Annotated in this window: 19 protein-coding genes; 3 read left to right on the top strand and 16 right to left on the bottom strand. The window is 47.6% G+C overall.

Features of this window, described 5'->3' with window-relative positions:
* Positions 1–19: 19 nt before the first annotated feature.
* Both BUC22_RS05865 and BUC22_RS05860 read right to left on the bottom strand, forming a co-directional pair.
* Positions 20–784, bottom strand: a complete 765-nt coding sequence (locus BUC22_RS05865; protein WP_013379364.1) for a DUF1538 domain-containing protein — start codon at positions 782–784, stop codon at positions 20–22.
* Positions 781–1,473: a DUF1538 domain-containing protein gene (locus BUC22_RS05860; RefSeq protein WP_013379363.1), complete on the bottom strand. Its 693-nt coding sequence runs from the start codon at positions 1,471–1,473 to the stop codon at positions 781–783. Before BUC22_RS05860 ends, BUC22_RS05865 begins: the two co-directional genes overlap by 4 nt.
* Positions 1,474–1,640: 167 nt before the next feature.
* On the opposite strand from BUC22_RS05860, the gene abc-f reads away from it, so the two are divergent.
* A complete protein-coding gene (abc-f, locus tag BUC22_RS05855; RefSeq protein WP_013379361.1) occupies positions 1,641–3,578 on the top strand; it encodes a ribosomal protection-like ABC-F family protein in 1,938 nt (645 codons plus the stop codon).
* 88 nt (positions 3,579–3,666) lie between these two features.
* Entirely contained in the window at positions 3,667–3,897 is a 231-nt protein-coding gene (locus tag BUC22_RS05850) for a hypothetical protein (RefSeq protein WP_038354041.1), read from the top strand.
* 45 nt (positions 3,898–3,942) lie between these two features.
* Here BUC22_RS05850 and BUC22_RS21730 read toward each other — a convergent pair whose 3' ends face one another.
* The 4 genes from BUC22_RS21730 to BUC22_RS05830 form a co-directional block, all read right to left on the bottom strand.
* Complete coding sequence (locus BUC22_RS21730) at positions 3,943–4,230, bottom strand: arsenic metallochaperone ArsD family protein (protein ID WP_158308580.1); 288 nt, start codon at positions 4,228–4,230, stop codon at positions 3,943–3,945.
* A gap of 243 nt (positions 4,231–4,473) precedes the next feature.
* Positions 4,474–5,724, bottom strand: a complete 1,251-nt coding sequence (locus tag BUC22_RS05840) for a Glu/Leu/Phe/Val family dehydrogenase (RefSeq protein ID WP_070081200.1) — start codon at positions 5,722–5,724, stop codon at positions 4,474–4,476.
* Positions 5,725–5,886: 162 nt separating this feature from the next.
* Positions 5,887–6,801 (bottom strand): hypothetical protein, encoded by a 915-nt coding sequence (locus BUC22_RS05835; protein ID WP_013379356.1) that lies wholly within the window; start codon positions 6,799–6,801, stop codon positions 5,887–5,889.
* Positions 6,802–6,941: 140 nt separating this feature from the next.
* The gene (locus BUC22_RS05830; RefSeq protein ID WP_013379354.1) at positions 6,942–8,954 is read right to left on the bottom strand and encodes a sensor histidine kinase; all 2,013 of its coding nucleotides are present in this window, start codon (positions 8,952–8,954) and stop codon (positions 6,942–6,944) included.
* A 38-nt stretch (positions 8,955–8,992) separates the two neighbouring features.
* Between BUC22_RS05830 and BUC22_RS05825 the strand changes: the two genes are divergently transcribed.
* The gene (locus BUC22_RS05825; protein WP_013379353.1) at positions 8,993–10,723 is read left to right on the top strand and encodes a hypothetical protein; all 1,731 of its coding nucleotides are present in this window, start codon (positions 8,993–8,995) and stop codon (positions 10,721–10,723) included.
* A gap of 17 nt (positions 10,724–10,740) precedes the next feature.
* Here BUC22_RS05825 and BUC22_RS05820 read toward each other — a convergent pair whose 3' ends face one another.
* The 10 genes from BUC22_RS05820 to BUC22_RS05775 all read right to left on the bottom strand — a co-directional run bounded on the left by BUC22_RS05820 (position 10,741) and on the right by BUC22_RS05775 (position 19,507).
* On the bottom strand, positions 10,741–11,436 hold the full coding sequence (locus tag BUC22_RS05820) for a response regulator transcription factor (RefSeq protein ID WP_013379352.1): 696 nt from the start codon (positions 11,434–11,436) through the stop codon (positions 10,741–10,743).
* A gap of 142 nt (positions 11,437–11,578) precedes the next feature.
* A complete protein-coding gene (groL, locus tag BUC22_RS05815; protein ID WP_013379351.1) occupies positions 11,579–13,207 on the bottom strand; it encodes a chaperonin GroEL in 1,629 nt (542 codons plus the stop codon).
* A 50-nt stretch (positions 13,208–13,257) separates the two neighbouring features.
* Positions 13,258–13,542, bottom strand: a complete 285-nt coding sequence (groES, locus tag BUC22_RS05810; protein WP_013379350.1) for a co-chaperone GroES — start codon at positions 13,540–13,542, stop codon at positions 13,258–13,260.
* Between the two features lie 306 nt (positions 13,543–13,848).
* Positions 13,849–14,550 carry a type 1 glutamine amidotransferase domain-containing protein gene (locus BUC22_RS05805; protein WP_013379348.1) on the bottom strand — a complete coding sequence of 234 codons (702 nt, stop codon included), beginning with the start codon at positions 14,548–14,550 and terminating at the stop codon, positions 13,849–13,851.
* A gap of 201 nt (positions 14,551–14,751) precedes the next feature.
* The gene (locus BUC22_RS05800; protein WP_013379347.1) at positions 14,752–16,011 is read right to left on the bottom strand and encodes an Nramp family divalent metal transporter; all 1,260 of its coding nucleotides are present in this window, start codon (positions 16,009–16,011) and stop codon (positions 14,752–14,754) included.
* Positions 16,012–16,121: 110 nt separating this feature from the next.
* On the bottom strand, positions 16,122–17,132 hold the full coding sequence (gene tsaD, locus BUC22_RS05795; protein ID WP_013379346.1) for a tRNA (adenosine(37)-N6)-threonylcarbamoyltransferase complex transferase subunit TsaD: 1,011 nt from the start codon (positions 17,130–17,132) through the stop codon (positions 16,122–16,124).
* 12 nt (positions 17,133–17,144) lie between these two features.
* Positions 17,145–17,852 (bottom strand): TIGR01906 family membrane protein, encoded by a 708-nt coding sequence (locus BUC22_RS05790; protein ID WP_013379345.1) that lies wholly within the window; start codon positions 17,850–17,852, stop codon positions 17,145–17,147.
* Entirely contained in the window at positions 17,845–18,288 is a 444-nt protein-coding gene (gene rimI / locus BUC22_RS05785; RefSeq protein ID WP_013379344.1) for a ribosomal protein S18-alanine N-acetyltransferase, read from the bottom strand. Before rimI ends, BUC22_RS05790 begins: the two co-directional genes overlap by 8 nt.
* 1 nt (position 18,289) lies before the next feature.
* Positions 18,290–18,982: a tRNA (adenosine(37)-N6)-threonylcarbamoyltransferase complex dimerization subunit type 1 TsaB gene (gene tsaB, locus BUC22_RS05780; protein WP_013379343.1), complete on the bottom strand. Its 693-nt coding sequence runs from the start codon at positions 18,980–18,982 to the stop codon at positions 18,290–18,292.
* 138 nt (positions 18,983–19,120) lie between these two features.
* Positions 19,121–19,507 carry a MerR family transcriptional regulator gene (locus BUC22_RS05775; RefSeq protein ID WP_013379341.1) on the bottom strand — a complete coding sequence of 129 codons (387 nt, stop codon included), beginning with the start codon at positions 19,505–19,507 and terminating at the stop codon, positions 19,121–19,123.
* Positions 19,508–19,577: the final 70 nt, after the last annotated feature.

Below are 19,577 nucleotides of genomic sequence, written 5' to 3'. Positions count from 1 at the left end.
AATCTTCTGTCAATACCGGTTAAGAATCACTGGACTGTTTTTTGCACTGCCTTTTTCTATAGGCTTCTTTCTGCTTGTAAAAAAAGCCCAGGAACAGGGTTGTCAGGATCGGTGCGAGAGCAATTAGAGCCACGACGCCAAAGCCGTCCAGCAGCGGATTACGACCCGGTGTCGCGCCTGCCACAGCTACTGAGAGGGACAGAATAAAGGTCGAGCACATTGGACCAGTAGCCACGCCGCCGTTATCAAAGGCCATAGCCAGAAAATTCGGCTCCACAAAACGGCCGAGAATAAAGGCCAGTATATAGCCGGGAACCAGAATCCACCAGAGGGAGATACCGGCCAGCAGCCGGATCATGGCTGTCATAACCGCCAACGCTACCCCCAGTGAGATGGCCAGCAGCATAACCCGCGCCTTGATGGCGCCGCTGGTCATTTCCTCAACCTGCTTAACCATGACCTGGACGGCCGGCTCGGCAAAGGCGACAAGAAAGCCAATGGCAAAGCCCAGCGGAATGAGAATCCAGCTGTACTCAAGCTCTGCGAGCGCTGTTCCCAGAAACTCACCTGCGGGCACAAAGGCAATATTTACACCCTGGAGAAACAATACCAGCCCCAGATAGGTCACCACAAAGCCACCCATAATCCGCTTGATGATAGGCGCCCGCAGCCGCAGTGCAATGGCGTTTAAAAACAGGAAAATCAACACAATGGGCAAAATGGCCAGAAAAACCTCCCATGCCACCTCTGCCATGCCGTGAAATAAATGATATATCTGATTCATCGGAAGATCACCCCCAAAATCATGACGGCCAACACCGGCCCGAGTGAGGACAGGGCGACCATCCCAAAACTGTCTGTTCCTTCCCTGCTGGTTCTTACGCCGCTGGTAATCCCACTGCCCAGACTCAGTATAAAGGGCACTGTGATGGGACCAGTGGTAACGCCGCCGGAATCAAAGGCTACTGGCGCCATCTCAGGGTTGGTAAAAAAGGACAGGGCAAAAACAGCAATATATCCGACGATCAGGATATGGTACAGCTTCATCTGGAAAACAAACCGCAGCAGGGCGATGACCAGGAAAATACCGACCCCGACCCCGACCACAGCGATAAGCATTGTCCGATTGATCGTTCCATCCGAGACTGCGGCCACCTGGCCGGCCAGTACCTGCACATCCGGCTCGGCAATGGTCACGAACATGCCCACAAAAAAACCGGCGGCAATCAAAATTTTCAGGCTTCTCCGGGAGACCAGAAAGCTTCCCACACGTTCGCCGACCTCCATCATGGAGATATCCGCACCAAACAAAAAAAGCGCCATGCCGATCATCATCATGATGGCACCGCCGATAAAGGACACAAGCATTTCAGACGTAAAGGGCGCCCAGATACCACTGATGATCATAATCAGAACCGTCATTGGCAAAATTGATACAAGAACTTCTTTAAAGCTATTAAGCAGTTTTTTCATCAAACCTCCTCCTCATTTTGGAATACATTCTTTTTATACCCACTTAGATGCAAAATATTCATCATTTTGCAAATTTCTTTTCCCTGCCCCTGTCCGCAGTCGACATACACCCTCTTTTTTGGTATCATATATAAGGAATACTATGGAAAGAACAGGCAGAAAACCTTATGCTTATCAACATTGAAAATCTTAGTTTTAGTTACGGCATCAATGAAATTTTTAACCAGCTGAGCCTCTCCATACAAGAAAAGGAAATGATCGGCCTGGTGGGGCGCAACGGCTCAGGCAAATCCACCTTTCTCAAGCTCTTGGCCGGCCAGCTTACCCCCGACAGCGGCGTCATCAGCAAAAAATCCAACCTGACCATCGGTTATCTGGCCCAGGAAGCCGATTTTCCCGCGGACACCACGCTGGACGCCCTCTTCCTCTCTGTCTTTGAGCCTCTCATCAAAATGGAGGAGCGTCTGCGTGAGCTGGAGCACCAGATCGGCGAAACAGACGGCGCAGAGCAGGAAAAGGTCATGAAAACCTACGGCGAGCTGCAGGACCGCTTTGCAGAGCAGAAGGGCTATGAATATCCCAGCCGCATCCGGGGTATTGCCAAGGGACTCGGCTTTACCGATGAGGATATGGCAAAGCCCTTTGGCGTCCTGTCAGGCGGCGAAAAAACCCGGGCCGCCCTGGGGCGCAACCTGCTTCAGGAGCCTGAGCTTCTGCTCCTCGACGAGCCCACCAACTACCTGGACATCGACTCCCTCCAATGGCTGGAGCAGTTTCTGAAGGCCTATGACGGCGCCTTTGTCATCATCTCCCATGACCGCTACTTTCTGGATAAGGTCTGCGGCCGTATTTTGGAGGTCTCACGCCATTCCCTGGACAGCTACAGCGGAAACTACACCACCTATGTCGAAAAGAAAGAAAAGCTGCTCATGGATCTGGATCACCAGTATGCTCAGCAGATGCGCGAGATTAAGCGTCAGCAGGAAATGATCGCCCGGTTCCGCCGTTACAACTCTGTCCACAGCTCCAAACGCGCTGCCAGCCGTGAAAAGGCTCTGGCAAAAATGGAGGTGGTGGAAAAGGTTCAGACAGAATCCGACGCCCATTTCAACTTTAAGCCCCGCATCCAGAGCGGCAAGGATGTCCTGACCGTCCGCGATGTGTCAAAATCCTTTGATGGGCAGCCCCTTTTTGAAAATATTTCCTTTGACATCCACCGCGGCGACAAGGTGGGCATCATCGGCGCCAACGGCATCGGCAAGACCACCCTGTTCCGCATCATCCAGGACAAGGTGTCGCGGGACAGCGGCGTTATCGAGTACGGCCACAAGGTCCACATTGGCTATTATGACCAGGAAAACAATGACTTAAAGCAGTTTTATGACAAAAACCTCCTGGAGGCCCTCTGGGACATTGACATGCATTTTACCGAGGGCGAGCTGCGGAGCATCCTGGCCGCCTTTCTTTTTACCGGCGACGATGTGTTTAAGGCTGTGAGCTCTCTGTCCGGCGGCGAAAAGGCCCGGCTTCTTCTGGCACGCCTGATGCTGTCCCAGTCCAATTTCCTGCTCATGGACGAGCCCACCAACCACATTGATATGCGCACAAAGGAGATTCTCGAGAACGCTCTGATCGCCTATCAGGGAACGCTCCTGTTCATCTCTCATGACCGTTACTTCCTCAACCGGGTGGCGACCAAAATCTATAACTTCACCCCCACCGGCATTGAGGTCACCCTTGGCAATTACGACGACTATATCCATTACAAGGACGAGGCCGCCCTCCGGGAGACCCTGGAGGCAGAGAAAAACCGGACGGTGATCACCAAAACCAGACAGAAGGCAGACCGTAAAAAGCAGAAGGAGCAGGAGGCCGCATTTCGCGGTAAAAAGAAAGAACTGAAAGCCGTGGAAGCCGATATTGAGCACCTGGAAAACGAAATCGCAGATTATGAAGCCCAGATGTGCCAAAATGATTTTTATGACGACCTGAACAATGTAAATGCTGTAACCGCAGCCTATAATACCGCCAGGGAGGCTGTAGCCAGCCTGACAGAGCGCTGGGAGGAGCTACTGCTCGAAATCGAGGAGTGGGAGGAACAATAATATTCTTCTTATCCCGCCAGATAATCTCTTGATTGTCATGGGATAATTGTTATAATAATCTAAAACCAGAAATCAAGGGGATAAAAATATGAAATTAAACGAACAGGAAAAAAGAGTTCTGAACAGTCTGTTCAGCGGCATTACAGGAACGACCCGGAACGAGATGCTCTGCGCGCTTTATGCCGCCAAGCCTGCCAACGACGGCACTGTGGATTCACAGGAGATCATCACGCTGGTCAACGGGCTCATCTTAAAAATTTACAACGCAGAGCCTGAGGAAATGCAGGAGGTATTCGCCGGCATTCCCTACGAGGTTTAGAAAAGAAAAGCTGCATGGCCTTGCACAGGTCATACAGCTTTTTTATTACTCTGTTTTAGCGCTCCATTTCATGAGCTCATTATAATCCGGGTAGGCGCCCTTTTTCCAGATTTCGCCGCCAACAACGGTAATGGGCATTGCTTCAACGCCCTCCTGCAGCAGTACCTGCTCCACCGGACGGACCTCTGTCATCAAGCTCGGATTATCCCAGATATTAAATACATTAATGGTGATCCCGGCATTCTGGAAAGCCTTCAGGAGCACATCAAAATCAATGATTCCCTGCTCACCGTTATGATTGAGTGTCGTTTCATAAATATTAATTTCTGCCATCCCCAAAACCTGCTTTCTTTCGTTTTCATTATTATACCACAGTCCGCCCGCCCCAGTTAATGGCAATATCTGTCCTTCAATAGAAAAAAATAGAAAAAACGGTATACGCCGTTTTGACGTATACCGCAATATATTGTTGTTTTTATATGCTTTTTGCATTTTTTTACGCTATATATACCATCTCTCCCATTCTGGCTATAAAAACGCTGCAACGCAGCAGTTCGGGTGTTTTTGACGCCAAAATTAGTACCAGCCTTTAAGCTTCATGGCTTTTGCAATCTTCTTAATAGCGTAATTGAATGCCGCTGTACGCATATTGGAGGCTTTTTCATTGACCAGTACATCGTATACGCCGTTGAAGGCTTTAACGATCAGGTCTTCTTCTTTTTCAAAAACTTCTTCCTTGCTCCAGTAGTAGCCCTGAAGGTTCTGAACCCATTCAAAGTAAGATACGGTAACCCCGCCGCTGTTTGCCAAGATATCCGGCACAATAAACACGCCTTTTTTAATTAAAATCTCATCGGCTTCCGGTGTTAACGGTCCGTTGGCGCCTTCGCTGATGATCTTTGTATTGATTTTATCCGCGTTGTCCTTGGTGATGGCTCCGCCCAGACCACATGGCAGGAGGATATCACATTCGATTGAGAAAATTTCGTCTTTGTCAAATGGTTTTGCGTCTGGATAGCCTGCCAGGTCATTGCCGTTTTCTTCGTAATATTTCATTAAGGCAGGAATGTTCATGCCTTCTGCGTCATAAAGACCATTACGGCTGTTAGCAATGGCGATAATCTTGCAGCCCTGTTTGTAGAGCCATTCCGCCGCAAAGCTTCCGACATTGCCAAAGCCCTGGAGCACAACGCGCGCGCCCTTCAGGTCCAGACCAATTTTAGCAGCCGCTTCACGCACAGTAAAGCCTACACCGTAGCCGGTGGCCTCGGTTCTGCCCAGAGAACCGCCCAGTTCCAGTGGTTTACCGGTGAATACGCCGATGTTCTGGCTTCTGGTGATGGCGTTGTATTCATCAATCATCCAGGACATGATCTGGCCATTTGTGTTAACGTCTGGAGCCGGAATATCAAACTTTTCACCGAACGCCGGATGCATTGCCTTCACAAAGCCTCTTGTTAGATTTTCAAGCTCACGTTCAGAAAGCTTCTTAGGATCAACGGTGATACCGCCTTTACCGCCGCCATAAGGGATACCGGCTACAGCACACTTCATTGACATCCATGCAGATAATGCTTTTACTTCGCCTTCGTCAACCCCTGGATGAAATCTTAAGCCACCTTTTGTTGGTCCAAGTGCGGAATTATGCTGTGAACGGTAGCCCTTAAAGACTTTCTTTGTTCCATCGTCCATCTGGACTGGGAAAGATACTTCGTAAAAGCGGTTAACCTCGCTCAAAAGATCGTATACGGCTTCCTTATTATCCAGTTCCATTTCATCAATTGCATTGCGCAACTGCTGTCGGTACATTTCAAATTCACTCATCATTTTACGTGTTCCTCCTACGTATTGTATTAAATTGTTGCTTCCTTAATAAATATTATAATATTAATGTATACATTAGACAATATTTTTTTGCTATTCTTTGGCTTTTTTTTAATACACTAAAGCAAAAGACCGAATCCGGATCGGATTCGGTCTTAAGAATTTTTAATTTAACACTCTTCTGGACCACAGGGTTACACCTGCGATCATCAGTGTACATAAAAACAGAGGGATAAAGTCAATGTTATCCTCAACGCCAGTGGATGGCGCTTCGGAGACCTCTGAGATCTCTGGCTGTGCTTCTCCGGCCTGCTCACCCATGATATTGTCCGCTGTCTGTAGGCTGCCTGCCGCAGACTCCAGCTTTTCCTCACTGTTTACAATGGTCTGCTTATTAATATTGTCCGACGCAGTCGAGACAGTAAAGTTCCGAGCCTCATCGCTGGTGTTTTCTTCGCTGTTGCCAAAAAAAACAGCGCCTGAAATCCCCTCAGCATTCTCCGGCATCTGGTAATCCTGCACATTGCCTTCATCGCTTAAGGGTTCGATGGACGCCACCGCGCCATCTTTGGTTTTGACCATCATGTTGACTGCCATACGCTCGCTGCCCTCTGCCGGCTCTGTAATCACGCGGAAGTTGGCACCCGCCGGTATGACAGCCAGCACTTTATTGCCAGGCCCGCTGACAATTTCATCGTTCAGCTCTATACTGATAGTGCTGTTCAGGGCATTGGAATCCACAAAGACTTCTGCCAGATTTTTCGGTATTTCTGGAACAGCCGCTTTATCTTCCGGCTGCCGAACCGTAGTTTCTGGCGCTGGCGCTTGTTCCTCTGTCTGCTCTGGTGTAACCGCTTCGGTATTTTCCTCCTGTACCTCTGCCTCCGGGCTTACTGTCACAGCCTCATCCGGCATCGCCAGCGGTTCCTCTGCAGAGGGTGTTGTCTGAGATTCAACCGTCGTCGACGGTTCTGTTGTCAAGGTCGTTTGCTTTGGCGTTGTCTCCTCTGCCAAAACAGGGAGGCAAACGAATACCAGTAAGCCAGTCAAGACAAATAACATCTTCTTAATACTGTTCATTGCTCCTCCTATCTTTTTCCTTTTTAAAATTCTTAGTCATTATATCACAAGCCTGTTTCTTTGAAAAGTCGTTTAAGACTATCCTTCTTCTGGAAAACAAGGGAACACCGCCCTGCTATTTGAAGCTTTCTTAAACATGCTTAGAGGGTTTTAAGCCGGATAGTAAAGGTCGTCCCTTCCCCCATCTCCGACACTACCTCGATAGTGCCGCCGTGAGCCTTTATAGTGTAGCGGACAATGAAAAGCCCAAGTCCCTGAGAGTCATTTTTCTCACCGCGGGTGGTATAAAACCGGTCGAAAATTTTTGGCAGAATATCCGGCGGTATGCCCGCACCGTTATCGGAAAACCGGATCACCACCCAGCCCTCCTCCAGCGTAACCTCAACCACGATCCTGCCGTTCATGGGTGTGAAGCTCATGGCATTGTAAAACAGGTTTTCAAATACCCGGTAAATAAGCTCTGGATTTCCCAGAATTTCAATGGGCTTCCCGGGCTTGATGATGCTGAAACTTATGCCGTTAGCCTCCGCATCCGGACGGTTGTTTTCATAAAAGTCATCCAGCAGCCCGCCAATATCCATTCTTTCCTTTTTCATGACAGCCTCGTCCTGGCTGGTAAACTCCTGGAGGCTGCGAACCTTTGTCTGTACTTCGTTGGATTTCTGGTTAATCACCTCGAGATAGCGCTGAACTTCCTCATCCACCTGCACATCGCCATACTTTACCAGCTCAATGAACCCCTGGATGGCTGTTACCGGCGCTTTGAGATCATGGGCCAGATCAGAGAGAAATTTTTTACGCTCGTTCATCAGGGTTGTCAGTTCTCTGGTACGTACAGCCACTTCCTCCTCAAGATGTTTTGTGAGCCGTCTGTTTTCACTCAAAACCTGCCGGTAGTAAAATACCATCATCCCACCGAAGATCAGTACCAGAATAAAACCGCAGTACTCGCTCTGCCAGCCAGTATAAATAGGCTCAAAGGCGTTGCTGCTGGTAATCTGGACCAGCAGGCTGATGCCAAACACGGCGTTGGCAGCCATCAGGAAATAAGCCTTTGTCTCCCTTCTTTTAAGGGCCAGAACCGCGGCGGTCATCAGGTAAACAAAGACCAGAAGCTGATAAAAATCCAGGAAGCCGCCATAGGCGTTGATCAGCCAGGGCGCGCCCGGCAGCACCAGGAGCGGCACCACCACTGAAACCATGCACATGGTGGCAGAAAGCGGCAAAATAAAAGTCCGGTAGATGCTTTTCCGATCCACCTGTGATATAATACTGCTGATAACAATAACGCATAACAGCATAATATAGCTGGTACAGTCCTCCAGCGCATAGAGGGATTCTGCCAGCGGAATTCCCATCCAGCGCAGCGGCTGATAAGCCACATGCAGTCCAAAGGACAGCGTCATGAGTCCATAGTAAAAAAAGAGCCTGTCTCTCCCTGGAGACATCCAGACCACCAATGTAAAAACAGCGATGACCAGGCTGGAGATACACAGAAATGCGTAAAACAGCTGATTTACAAAAATCAGATGGCTGACTTCATTCGCCTCTCCCAACACCGGCGGATAATATATTCCGCTGTAGTAATGGCTAAAATTGGCAGTATTGATGAGAATATCCGTTTCCGCCCCCGCCTCAAAGCTGACGACTGCGTTTTTAATATAAGGTTCATACTGCTGAGGATCTATGTTTCCCAGAGCTTCCACCTGCTCACCGTTTACCCAGATAGCCGCGCTTGAAAATATCTCCTGAAAGGCCATGCTCAAAATAACAGGCTCGCCTTCGTTGATGATTTTCAGGTAATAGGCGCCGGTCCCATAGGGGGAAACCTGAAAATTGCGCATAGAAAAATCAGGGTAATCGCCGATATAAATGTATTCTGTCGGTTCAGGCTGCTCAGATCCATCCGCAGCAAAATCCTCTGGATTCATCTGTTTTCCCTGGTAAAAAGCCCATCCGTCCACCAGGCAAAAAAGCTTATCTCTTGAAAAAGCATCCGCTGTCAGGGTCAAAACGCCTTCTTTTGCCTGCGGCGTCGTCTGGGTATACTTATTATCCACCCGGTAAAGCTGCTGTATCAACACCAGGCACAGGGCCGCAGAAACGATTAAAACAATCAGCCCGGTTGTAATAGCATTTAATTTCTTTTTCATCTCATCATTCCATTTCGATTATTTATAAGGAGAACCGTATGTTAGCAATTCGTTCAGTAAAATACTTTATTTTGTTTATGATCCTCCTTTTAGGCGCCGGAATCCTTCCCGGAAAAGCAAGTGCCATGGTCATTGGCCCGCCAGTCCCACCGGCCGAGGCATCCCCCAGCTGCGACGCTATTCAGGCATGGCTGGATGAGAACCAGGACATTGGCGGTACCTATGTTCTCAGAGGGGATCTTATCATTACGGACTCTCTGAGCATCTATATGCCCGACGCGCCTATCACCATTGAGGCCGGCCCTTACCATATTTATGTTGAGGATACCGCTCTGCTTGAGCTCATCGGCTCCAACATCACCATTACTGGAGACGGCGGCACAGAGGGGCTGATCCGTACCTCAAGCATGGGAACCCTGATCTTTGCGGAGTGCAGCATTACGGCAAAAAATGGCACCGGGCTCTTTTACGAGGGCGGCGAGCCCACAAGCTGGTCCATTGATGTGGGCGGCACGCTGCACGCACCAACCTTTATCCAGGCTTTCGGCGACAACGCACGCGGTATCGTCTGTGAACAGCCCGACCCGCTTTATTTGTCCAACACCTTCGTCAAAGCAGATGGCTCGGGCAGCGCCTGTGTTTCAACGGTCTCTGATATTTCCATGAGCAACTGCCGCATTACAGCTGAAGGCGAAGGAGCCGTTTCTGTCGTTTCACAAAACGGCAGGGTTACAGGAACCCTGTGCCGGCTCACACCCAAAGCTCCCCAGTTTTCCGATGACGGCACGCGGTGGATCATCACTGAAATCGACGAGCTGAATTTTGTGTTGCCGCCTTTCACTGTATATAATGAGAGCGGATTGCCAAACTACATGACTGTAAAACTCGTAAACAGCGAAAACCCATATGACACCCGCTACATTGCTTTGGCTGTCACCTGGGACCGGATCGTCTATGATGCGGGGCTTGAAAAAAACGAACCCTTTACCCTCACCGGAGCCCTGGAAACGCAGGAGAATATCCTCAATGATAGTAACCAGACACCTACAGCGTATATTTCTTTTAAAACAGCTACGCCCATCGACGACCTGAGCGTTACCACCACGCCTGATGTCAAAATATGCAGACTCGTCTTTAACTTTACCCCACCTTCGGGTGCCTCCTCTGTAAAGCTTCAAAAATCAGTCGATGGTGGCAGCAGTTGGACCAGCGAGGATATCACTCAGGCCTACAGCCAAAATGACGATGGCCAAGCCCTATACGAAGAAATCCTGAAAGAACCCGGCATAGCCCTCTACCGACTGAAGGTAACTGGCTCTTCCTTCGCAGGTTACTCCAATACGGTTACCTGCACCTTTAAATCTTTACCTCTCACCGGAGATGATCCTGAAGATATCGACGGCACCCGGGGCGGCGGCGGAAGAAATGAGCCTGATCGGAATACGGACAGCAATATCTTTGAGAATATGCTTGAATACTCACCTTTCGGCAACGCTACGAACCGCTCTTCTGCAGCGAAACGCTTCTCTTCCGGAGATAATAAAAGCAATTCGCCGCTTTCTCAAAATGATGCTGGCAAGCTTCGGAAAAACACGCCTTCATCAGATAGCAGCACAGTGATTTCCTCCAAAGATCAAAACAATCCTCAGGCCGCCACAGACACCTACAATGTCTGGTCTAGATTGGGTCTGTTGTTTGTTATCCTGTTTTTTATCGGTGCGGTTCTCTGGCTGAACCCGGCCTTTCGCTCCCGTTTTTTCAAAAAATAGTTTTAAAGCTGAGGCATTTACGCCTCAGCTTTTTTATCTGCAACAAATTTATAGCCCTTTCCCCAAACCGTCTGGATGTACTGATGATCCTCAGAAAAGGAATTGAGCTTTCTCCTGATCTGCGCCACATGGACCTGAACAGTGTGCGCGTTTCCCAAATCCGGCAGCTTCCACACCCTTTCAAAAATATCTTTCTGGGAAAACACCTGATTTTCATGATTTGCCAGAAAAAACAGAATATCAAATTCCGCCGCGGTTAAAGAAATCATATCCTCCTTATAGGCTACGCTCCTTGCCGCTTTGTTGATACTCAGTTTTCCAAAATCCAGTGTTTCACTGCATTTAGTCTTTCCCTCCTGTTGGCGTATACGTGCGCAGATGCGCAACTCAAGCTCTCTCAGGCTAAAGGGCTTGATGACATAATCATCGCCGCCAGAAACAAAACCGTTGATCCGCTTGTCCTCTTCAGCATAATTTGACACAAAAATAATCGGGACATTCGTCTTCTTTTTTACTTCTTCACATACCTCAAAACCATCCATATCTGGCAGCGCCACATCCAGCACAATACAGTCCAGGGGCATATGCTCTGAGGTCTTCAGGCACTCCCCCGCGTTCTGGGCCGTGTATACCTTATAGCCGCGGCTGGTAAAATAAATCCTTGTTACTTCCAGTATCGAAGCATCGTCGTCTACAATCAATAAATTATACATTTTGCTCTCTCCTACCTAAGCTCCAATAAAGTCATTATACATAAAAATGCCCATTTTGAAAACTAAAAAAGCAGGATATTAAGCTTTCACTTAATATCCTGCCTACTATAAAATCATATCACTTTATTTATATTGGCTTTTATTACATCATTGGCATTCCGCCGCCGCCCATTGGTGGCATTGCAGGAGCTGCTTCTTCTGGCAAATCAGCAACAGCAACTTCGGTGGTTAAGAACATAGCGCAGATGCTGGCTGCATTCTGAATCGCTGTACGGGTTACCTTAGTTGGGTCGATGATACCAGCTTCAATCATGTTTACAAACTCGCCTGTAGCAGCATTGAAACCAACACCAGTGTCTTTCTTGCGCAGTTCATTGACGATAACAGAGCCTTCAAGACCAGCGTTTTCAGCAATCTGACGAACGGGTTCTTCAATGGCACGGCGGATGATTGTGGCACCGATTTTTTCGTCACCTTCCAGTGTTTCGATTAAAGCGTCTACCTTGTCTAAGGTTTCGATGAATGCAGATCCACCACCAGGTACCATACCTTCTTCAACACCAGCTCTTGTCGCGTTCAATGCGTCCTCGATGCGGTATTTGCGTTCTTTCAGTTCTACTTCGGTAGCAGCACCAACCTGAATTACAGCTACGCCGCCAGCCAGTTTAGCCAGACGTTCCTGTAATTTTTCTTTATCATAATCAGATGTGGTTTCAGGGATCTGAGCCTTGATCTGAGCAACTCTTTCTTCAACAACTGCACGGTCACCCTGGCCGTCAACAACAATGGTGTTGTCCTTGTCAACCTTAACCTGACGCGCGCGCCCTAACATAGACATATCGGCATTTTTCAGTTCCAGGCCAACTTCTTCGGAGATTACCTGACCTCCTGTTAAAGCAGCGATATCCTGTAACATGGCTTTTCTTCTGTCACCAAAGCCAGGAGCTTTAACAGCAACACAATTGAAGGTTCCTCTTAATTTGTTCAGTACTAAGGTTGTTAAAGCTTCGCCTTCAACATCTTCAGCAATGATTAAGAGCTTAGCGCCCTGCTGTACAATCTGTTCCAGCACTGGGAGTAATTCCTGGATATTTGTGATTTTCTTGTCTGTAATTAAGATATATGGGTTGTCTAATTCTGCAACCATCTTTTCAGTATCGGTTACCATGTAGCCGGATAAGTATCCTCTGTCAAACTGCATACCTTCGGTAAATTCCAGTTCAGTCCCCATGCCCTTGCCTTCTTCAACAGTGATAACACCGTCGTCGCCGACTTTAGTCATGGCTTCTGCGATTAAATCGCCGATTTCAGTATCAGCGGCAGAAATAGAGGCAACCTGAGCTTTTGCTTCTCTGGTTTCTACTGGTTTGCTGTTCGCTTTCAGTTCGTCAACAACAACTTCCACAGCCTTTTCGATCCCTTTTTTCAGAACCATTGGATTCGCGCCGGCTACAACATTTCTGTTACCTTCTCTTACAATAGCCTGAGCTAATAAGGTAGCGGTAGTAGTACCATCACCAGCTACATCGTTTGTTTTGGTAGCAACTTCTTTAACCAGCTGAGCGCCCATGTTTTCAAAGGCGTCTTCCAGTTCAATTTCTTTAGCAATGGTAACACCATCGTTTGTAATGGTCGGAGCACCGTAGCTCTTTGCTAAGATAACGTTTCTTCCTTTTGGTCCTAAGGTTACTTTGACAGCGTCTGCCAGTTTATCTACGCCAGCGATCAGTGATTCTCTGGCGTCTGCACTGAATTTAATATCTTTTGCCATTTTAATCTTCCTCCTGAAAATTTATAATCTATTAAATGTGGTTTTCTGAATTATTCAACAATTGCTAAGATGTCAGACTGTTTCAAAATCAAGAATTCTTCTTCACCGACTTTTACTTCAGAGCCAGCGTATTTAGAATAGATAACTTCATCGCCTTCCTTTACATCCAGCGGCACTTTTTTGCCATCAACGATTTCACCGGAACCTACAGCAACAACGGTTCCCTGCTGTGGTTTTTCCTGTGCAGAACCTGGTAATACAATACCGCTAGAAGTCGTTACTTCTTCTTCTTTAACTTTGATTACAACCTTGTCTCCCAATGGTTTTAAACTCATTTTTGATTCCTCCATTTTTAATGATTTATGATTTTTATTATTTTCTTCTTGTTAGCACTCATTACCTCCGAGTGCTAACATTATATTAAACCATTCTCTCAAAATTTGCAAGACCTTTTTAATAAATTTAATGACTTTTTTCAGGTTTACTTAATGTTTTTCCATGAAAGGCCCTCTTTAGGGCGATTTCTGGCCTTGTCATTTCTCTTACACTTTAAAAAAGCGTAAATGCCTGCAAATATCAATCGAGTATTTGTACATCTTCCTTCGTCAAAGTAATCTGTATCCTCACTATAAATCGTCCCATCATAAACAGGACAGGCTCCCCTTCAAATTTTTCAGCAAACATTTTGCCACCGCCTGTCCAGACATGGGATTCTGCCCTGTTATCAAATGCCCATCCTGTACCGCAAAAGAACTAAAAGCGCGTTTTTTCACAAATTTTGCTCCCCGATTCCTAGCTTCTTTCTCTGTACCGAAAGGTACTAAGCGTTTTTTTCCGCTCAGAATTTCTTCTGTTTCTGTAAAGCCTGTGAGTGTTTTACCAGATATAAGATAGCTCCCATCTGATGTTTTTATATTCAAAAGCCCTGCCAATCCGTGGCATACCGATGTCACATAACCTCCCTGCTCATAAATCTCTCGGCTGATTGCCTGCAAAGCTTTGTTGTCCGGAAAATCCCAGACCACACCATGGCCGCCTGTATAATAGACCGCCAAATAATCGGAAGCGTTTATATCCGATGGTTTAAGGGAATTTGCCAATGCTCTGTTTTGGAAATCCTCTGAGCCATAAAGAGCAAATACTTCCTCATTAACATAAGCGTTCTTCAGGCTCCGAGGGTCAATCGGCACATAACCGCCCCTGGGACTGACATAATCAAGCACATAACCAGCCTGTATCAATTCCTTCACAAACTCAGTCGCTTCGGACAGCCAGAGACCTGTCGCCTCATTTTTCGTTCCATATTTCGCAGTATTGGTCAAAATCACTAATATTTTTTTCATCTTTATCTCCATTTCATATCAAAAGTTCTGATTGATCACTACAACTTATATACCGTTTCAGATAAAATCTAACCATTAATTCTTCCACCTGCAGACAACAGAACACTTTTCAGATTACGCCTGCCATAAACATAAAAAAGGCATACGTTAAAACAACGTATGCCGCCACACATTATGATTTATTTTATAATCCAAATTCCACTAAAAGCTACTCACCAGCAGCATAATATTAAGCGCTGTAACCAGCAGCCCGACGATCAGTAGGATCGTAAAGTCGATCTTGCCATTGGCAAATTTCCCCATAATTTTCCTGGAGGTTGTCAGGTAAATCTGCAGGAAAATCGTGATGGGCAGTTGTATGGACAGAAGCATCTGGCTGTAGACCAGACCCATAAAAGGGTCGGTGACAAAGAAGATAATGACCAGCGATGCCAGAAAGATGCCAATAATCCCCAGCTGGCTGTGGCGGTCATGAATATCGTAGGGCTCCCTGAACATCCCCGCAACAATGGTGCCGCCCGCCATTCCCGCGGTGACGGATGAGCTGATTCCTGCCAGCAGAAGGGCGAAAGCAAAGAGAAGCGACGCACCCGAGCCCACCAGCGGCTTGAGCATATCCGCGGCCTGCGAGAGCTCTGTGACCTGAAAACCCGCTTTATAAAAGGTCGCTGCCGCCATAAGGATCATGGCGCTGTTGATGGCCCATCCGATAATCATGGAAACCAGCGTATCTGTAAACTCAAATTTCAGCTGATTTTTAATAACAGATTCTTCCTTCGTGTTCCATTGGCGGCTCTGGATAATTTCAGAGTGAAGAAAAAGGTTGTGCGGCATTACCACCGCGCCCAGCACACTCATGATGACCAGCATGGAACCCGGCGGTGTTGAGGGCTTAACCCAGGAAACAGCAGCAGCGCCCCAGTCGACATGGACCATGAGTATTTCGATTAGAAAAGAAACGCCGATTAATGACACAAACCCGATAATCCAGCGCTCCAGCTTTTTATAAGAGTTGCTTAAAAGCAGAAAGAGTGCCAGGGCAGTTACCAGAATCGAGCCAATTTTTATGGGGATCGAAAAAAGCATTTCCAGCGCAATGGCGCCGCCCAGCACCTCCGCCATAACAGTGGCGACGGTTGCCAAAACTGCGGTCGATAAAACTGGTACGCTGAGCCATTTGGGCAGATACTGGCTGGCCGCCTCCGACATGCAGTAGCCTGTCGCAATCCCCAGATGGGCGGCGTTGTGCTGTAAAATAATGAGCATAATGGTCGACAGTGTTACCATCCACAGCAACGAATAGCCATACTCTGCCCCAGCCGCCACATTGGAAGCCCAGTTGCCAGGGTCAATAAAGCCCACTGTAACCAGCAATCCTGGGCCAATGTATTTTAAGATTTCAAGACCACCTTTATGCTCACTATGAGGGCCGCCCTGAAGCCATTGCCTGATTCGATTCAAATCGGATGCACCTCTTTTCAGTTACATTAAAATCGGCATACGCTGTTTCGACGTAAACCGATGTATATTATGCTTCTGTTCAAATCAATCACAAAACGCTTGTATATCGTTTATCTGCTGCCGATTTTCAGTCCCGGCACAGCGTTTAAATACAAGTCGCTTTTTACACCATTGATATAGTTATAATAAGCCATAGAACCGATCATTGCCGCATTGTCAGTACACAATATGGGTGCCGGGTAATAAAGCGCAAGACCGTTTTCCTTTGCCTTTTCCTGCATCATTTCCCGCAGCAGGCTGTTGGCCGAAACACCGCCTGCCATACAGATTTTATCCACCTTTTGCTCCAGCGCGCAGTGAATGGCCTTTTCAACCAGTACCTCAATGACGGCCAGCTGAAAAGAGGCTGCCACATCCTCCACGACAATGGGCTCTTCCTTCATCTTTTTGCTATTCAGGTAATTCAGCACCGCGGATTTTAAACCACTGAAACTGAAATCGTAGCTGTCCTTTTCTAAAAATACCCTTGGGAACTCCACCGCATGGGAATTTCCTTTTTTTGCCGCTCTGTCGATGGCAGGACCGCCGGGATATCCCAGCCCCAGAACCCTCGAAATCTTATCATAGGCTTCTCCTGCTGCGTCATCCCTTGTTTTTCCGATGATTTCAAAGGTCTGGTAATCGCGTACCATCACCAGATGGCTATGGCCGCCGGACACCACCAGGGTTAAAAAGGGCGGCTCCAAATCGGGATGCTGGAGAAAATTCGCAGCGATATGCCCTTCAATGTGATTGACGCCGATTAAAGGCAGACCCAGGCTGTAGGCTAAGGCCTTAGCCTCAGAAACGCCGATTAGCAGAGCGCCTACCAGCCCCGGGCCGTTTGTCACAGCGATGGCGTCAAGGTCTGAAAAACTGAGACCGCTTTCCTCAAGAGCCTCTTCGATAATATACGGCAGTTTCATCACATGATTTCTGGATGCAATCTCAGGCACCACACCGCCATATTTTTTATGAATATCAATCTGTGAGTAAATCCGGTTGGTCAGTACTTTTCTTCCGTCCTCGACCACTGCCACCGAGGTTTCATCACAGGATGTCTCAATGCTTAATATTTTCATAAAACTCACTTTCTAAAATTTTCTTTTTGAATTTTTCATAAACTTTCTCTGGGTAAGACGCTGGCTGAAAAAGCCGCCGCCCACTGCGCAGATCAGGTAAACCACTGCTGCGATAGTGACGATTCTCAAGCCCAAAGCAATAAAATAAGGCTCAGGCACAATGTTGATCAAGACACTCTCATTCGGGTCCAGATACCAGTAGTCGTTGGTGAAAATCAGTCTGTGCGCTGCCTGAAAAACAGCGGTAAAATCAAAAACAGCTGCAAGGCCGGACGCCAGAAGCAGTACCAGACCGAAAACAGAACCGCCAAACACAGCTTTGGCCATCGCAGCCCGGTTCCAGAAAAAAAGCAGAACAAGCCCTGCCAGAAGCAGAACACCGCACACTGCCTGAACGATCACCCCTGCCTTTAAAAGGCCGCGCACATCCTCCATATGAATCAGCTCCTCCTGATTAAAAAGCGGCACGTACAGATCATTTTCCTTCTCGGCATAGATATTAAAATCCTCACGCTCTCCTTTCAGGAAAGCAAAAATTTGCTCGGTCACAGCCGGCAGTTCCTTAGAAGCAATACCGGTTGTCTGGGACACATTATTTTTATCCAGCTGATCCAGAAAAAAGCCGCGGTTAAACACCGCAAACTCCATCGAGGTTATAAGCACAAAAACAGGGAAAACAATCCCTACAATAATCGCTGTCGCTAAAGATTTTTTATCCAAGATCACCCCTCCTCATCATAAGGCCGTTCACGTGGTCCGGGTAATAGTTCTCACGAATACTGGCGGCCGAGAAACCCATTTTTTTGTAAAGGCAAATCGCAGCTGTGTTGGTTTCCTTAACTTCCAGGGTCATACAACTGCATCCCCGAGCTCTGGCGGTGCTGAGCAAAGCCTCCATGAGCAGGGTGCCCAGGCCGTTTTGCCGGTATTTTTCAAGAATACCGACATTCATAACCTGGGCCTCATCCACCACGCACCAGATTCCCGCAAAGCCGGCCACCTGTCCCTCTGCCTCCACCACCAGATATTTTGCAATGGGATTATTATATTCATTGATATAGGACTCGAGCGACCATGAACCCAAGCCGCAGGCCTGTCCAATTTCGTATAATCGGGGAGCGTCCTGCTCCTGCATCTCGCGTATTTTTGCTTTCATGCTACTTTTTCTGCTCTTCAGCATAGGAAGGACGAATGTAAACCGGCTCGACGCTTTTGAAATCCTGCCACTGTTTTTTAAGGGCGCGCTCAACCGTCAGAGTACCCGCCGATGAAGCCCGGTTCATAGATAAATGCTGCTTCACCTTAATGATTCCCGGCAGGGCCTCGACCATTGTTTCATAAAAACGCGGAACGCCATCTCCCAGCAGATAAATCGGACCATCGGTATAATTCTGTAAAATTCCGATAAGCGCCACGATATCCATGACGGAATCCTCAAGCTCGGCCACCATGCCCTCCTCCTCGTTAAAGCGGAACAGGCCCGTATAAACCTGTGACCGCTGGGCGTCAAGGATCGGGCAGACAACACCGTCTGCATAGGGCAGGTTATAGGCCAGTGCTTCCAGAGTAGAAATCGGGATCACCGGCTTATCAAGAGCCTGAGCAAAGCCCTTGACCGTGGCCATGCCAATGCGCAGCCCTGTAAAAGAGCCTGGCCCGTTAACAATCCCAAAAGCGTCCATATCCTGAATGGTCAGACCTGCGTCCTTCAGCATATGGTCGATAGCGGGCATCAGCTTTTCAGAATGTTTTTTCTGAAAATTGACAATGGTCTCACAAATCAATTTATTTTCATCCACCACCGCCGCGGTTGCAACGATTGTGGCCGTATCAACTGTCAAAACTTTCATGGTTAACCTTCTTTATCTTTCTTTTACTTTTTATTATAGCCCAAATGATCTGAAAATAAAACTAAAAAAGCCTAAACTGCAAAAACAGGCGCATGCCGCTTTGGCACGCACCTGTCTAACTTACTTTACTTTTAAATTCTAGTCCTCTCTTTTTTGAAGGCGCTTTTCAGCAGCATGGATTCCCTCCTCATAGTGCTCGATCTTCTGGTTCAGTCGCTCCAGCGTGTTCTGCATTTCTTTCATACGCTCAGCCAGCACATCCCGCTGTTCAACCAGAATGGACTTGCGGGCTTCGACAGTCATGTCCCCCTGCTGAAAAAGGGCAACATAATCGATCAAGGCCTCAATTGGAAGTCCAGCCCCGCGCATACATTTAATAAACTCGACCCAGCCGCAGTCATTTTCTGTAAAATCCCGAATCCCGCTGGCGCTTCGGTTTACTCGGGGGATCAGCCCAATCCGTTCATAATAGCGAATCGTATCCGCAGAAAGATTATATTTTTTTGCCACTTCCGAAATGGTCATGCCTCTCTACCTCCAAATTAAAATTCATTTTATTTGTGTCTATACAGCATAACATCTGGAGTCCACTTCA

Source organism: Eubacterium callanderi (assembly GCF_900142645.1).
Lineage (GTDB): Bacteria > Bacillota > Clostridia > Eubacteriales > Eubacteriaceae > Eubacterium > Eubacterium callanderi.
The sequence above is the reverse complement of the archived record's forward strand: the minus strand, read 5'-3'. Positions and strand labels throughout refer to the sequence as shown.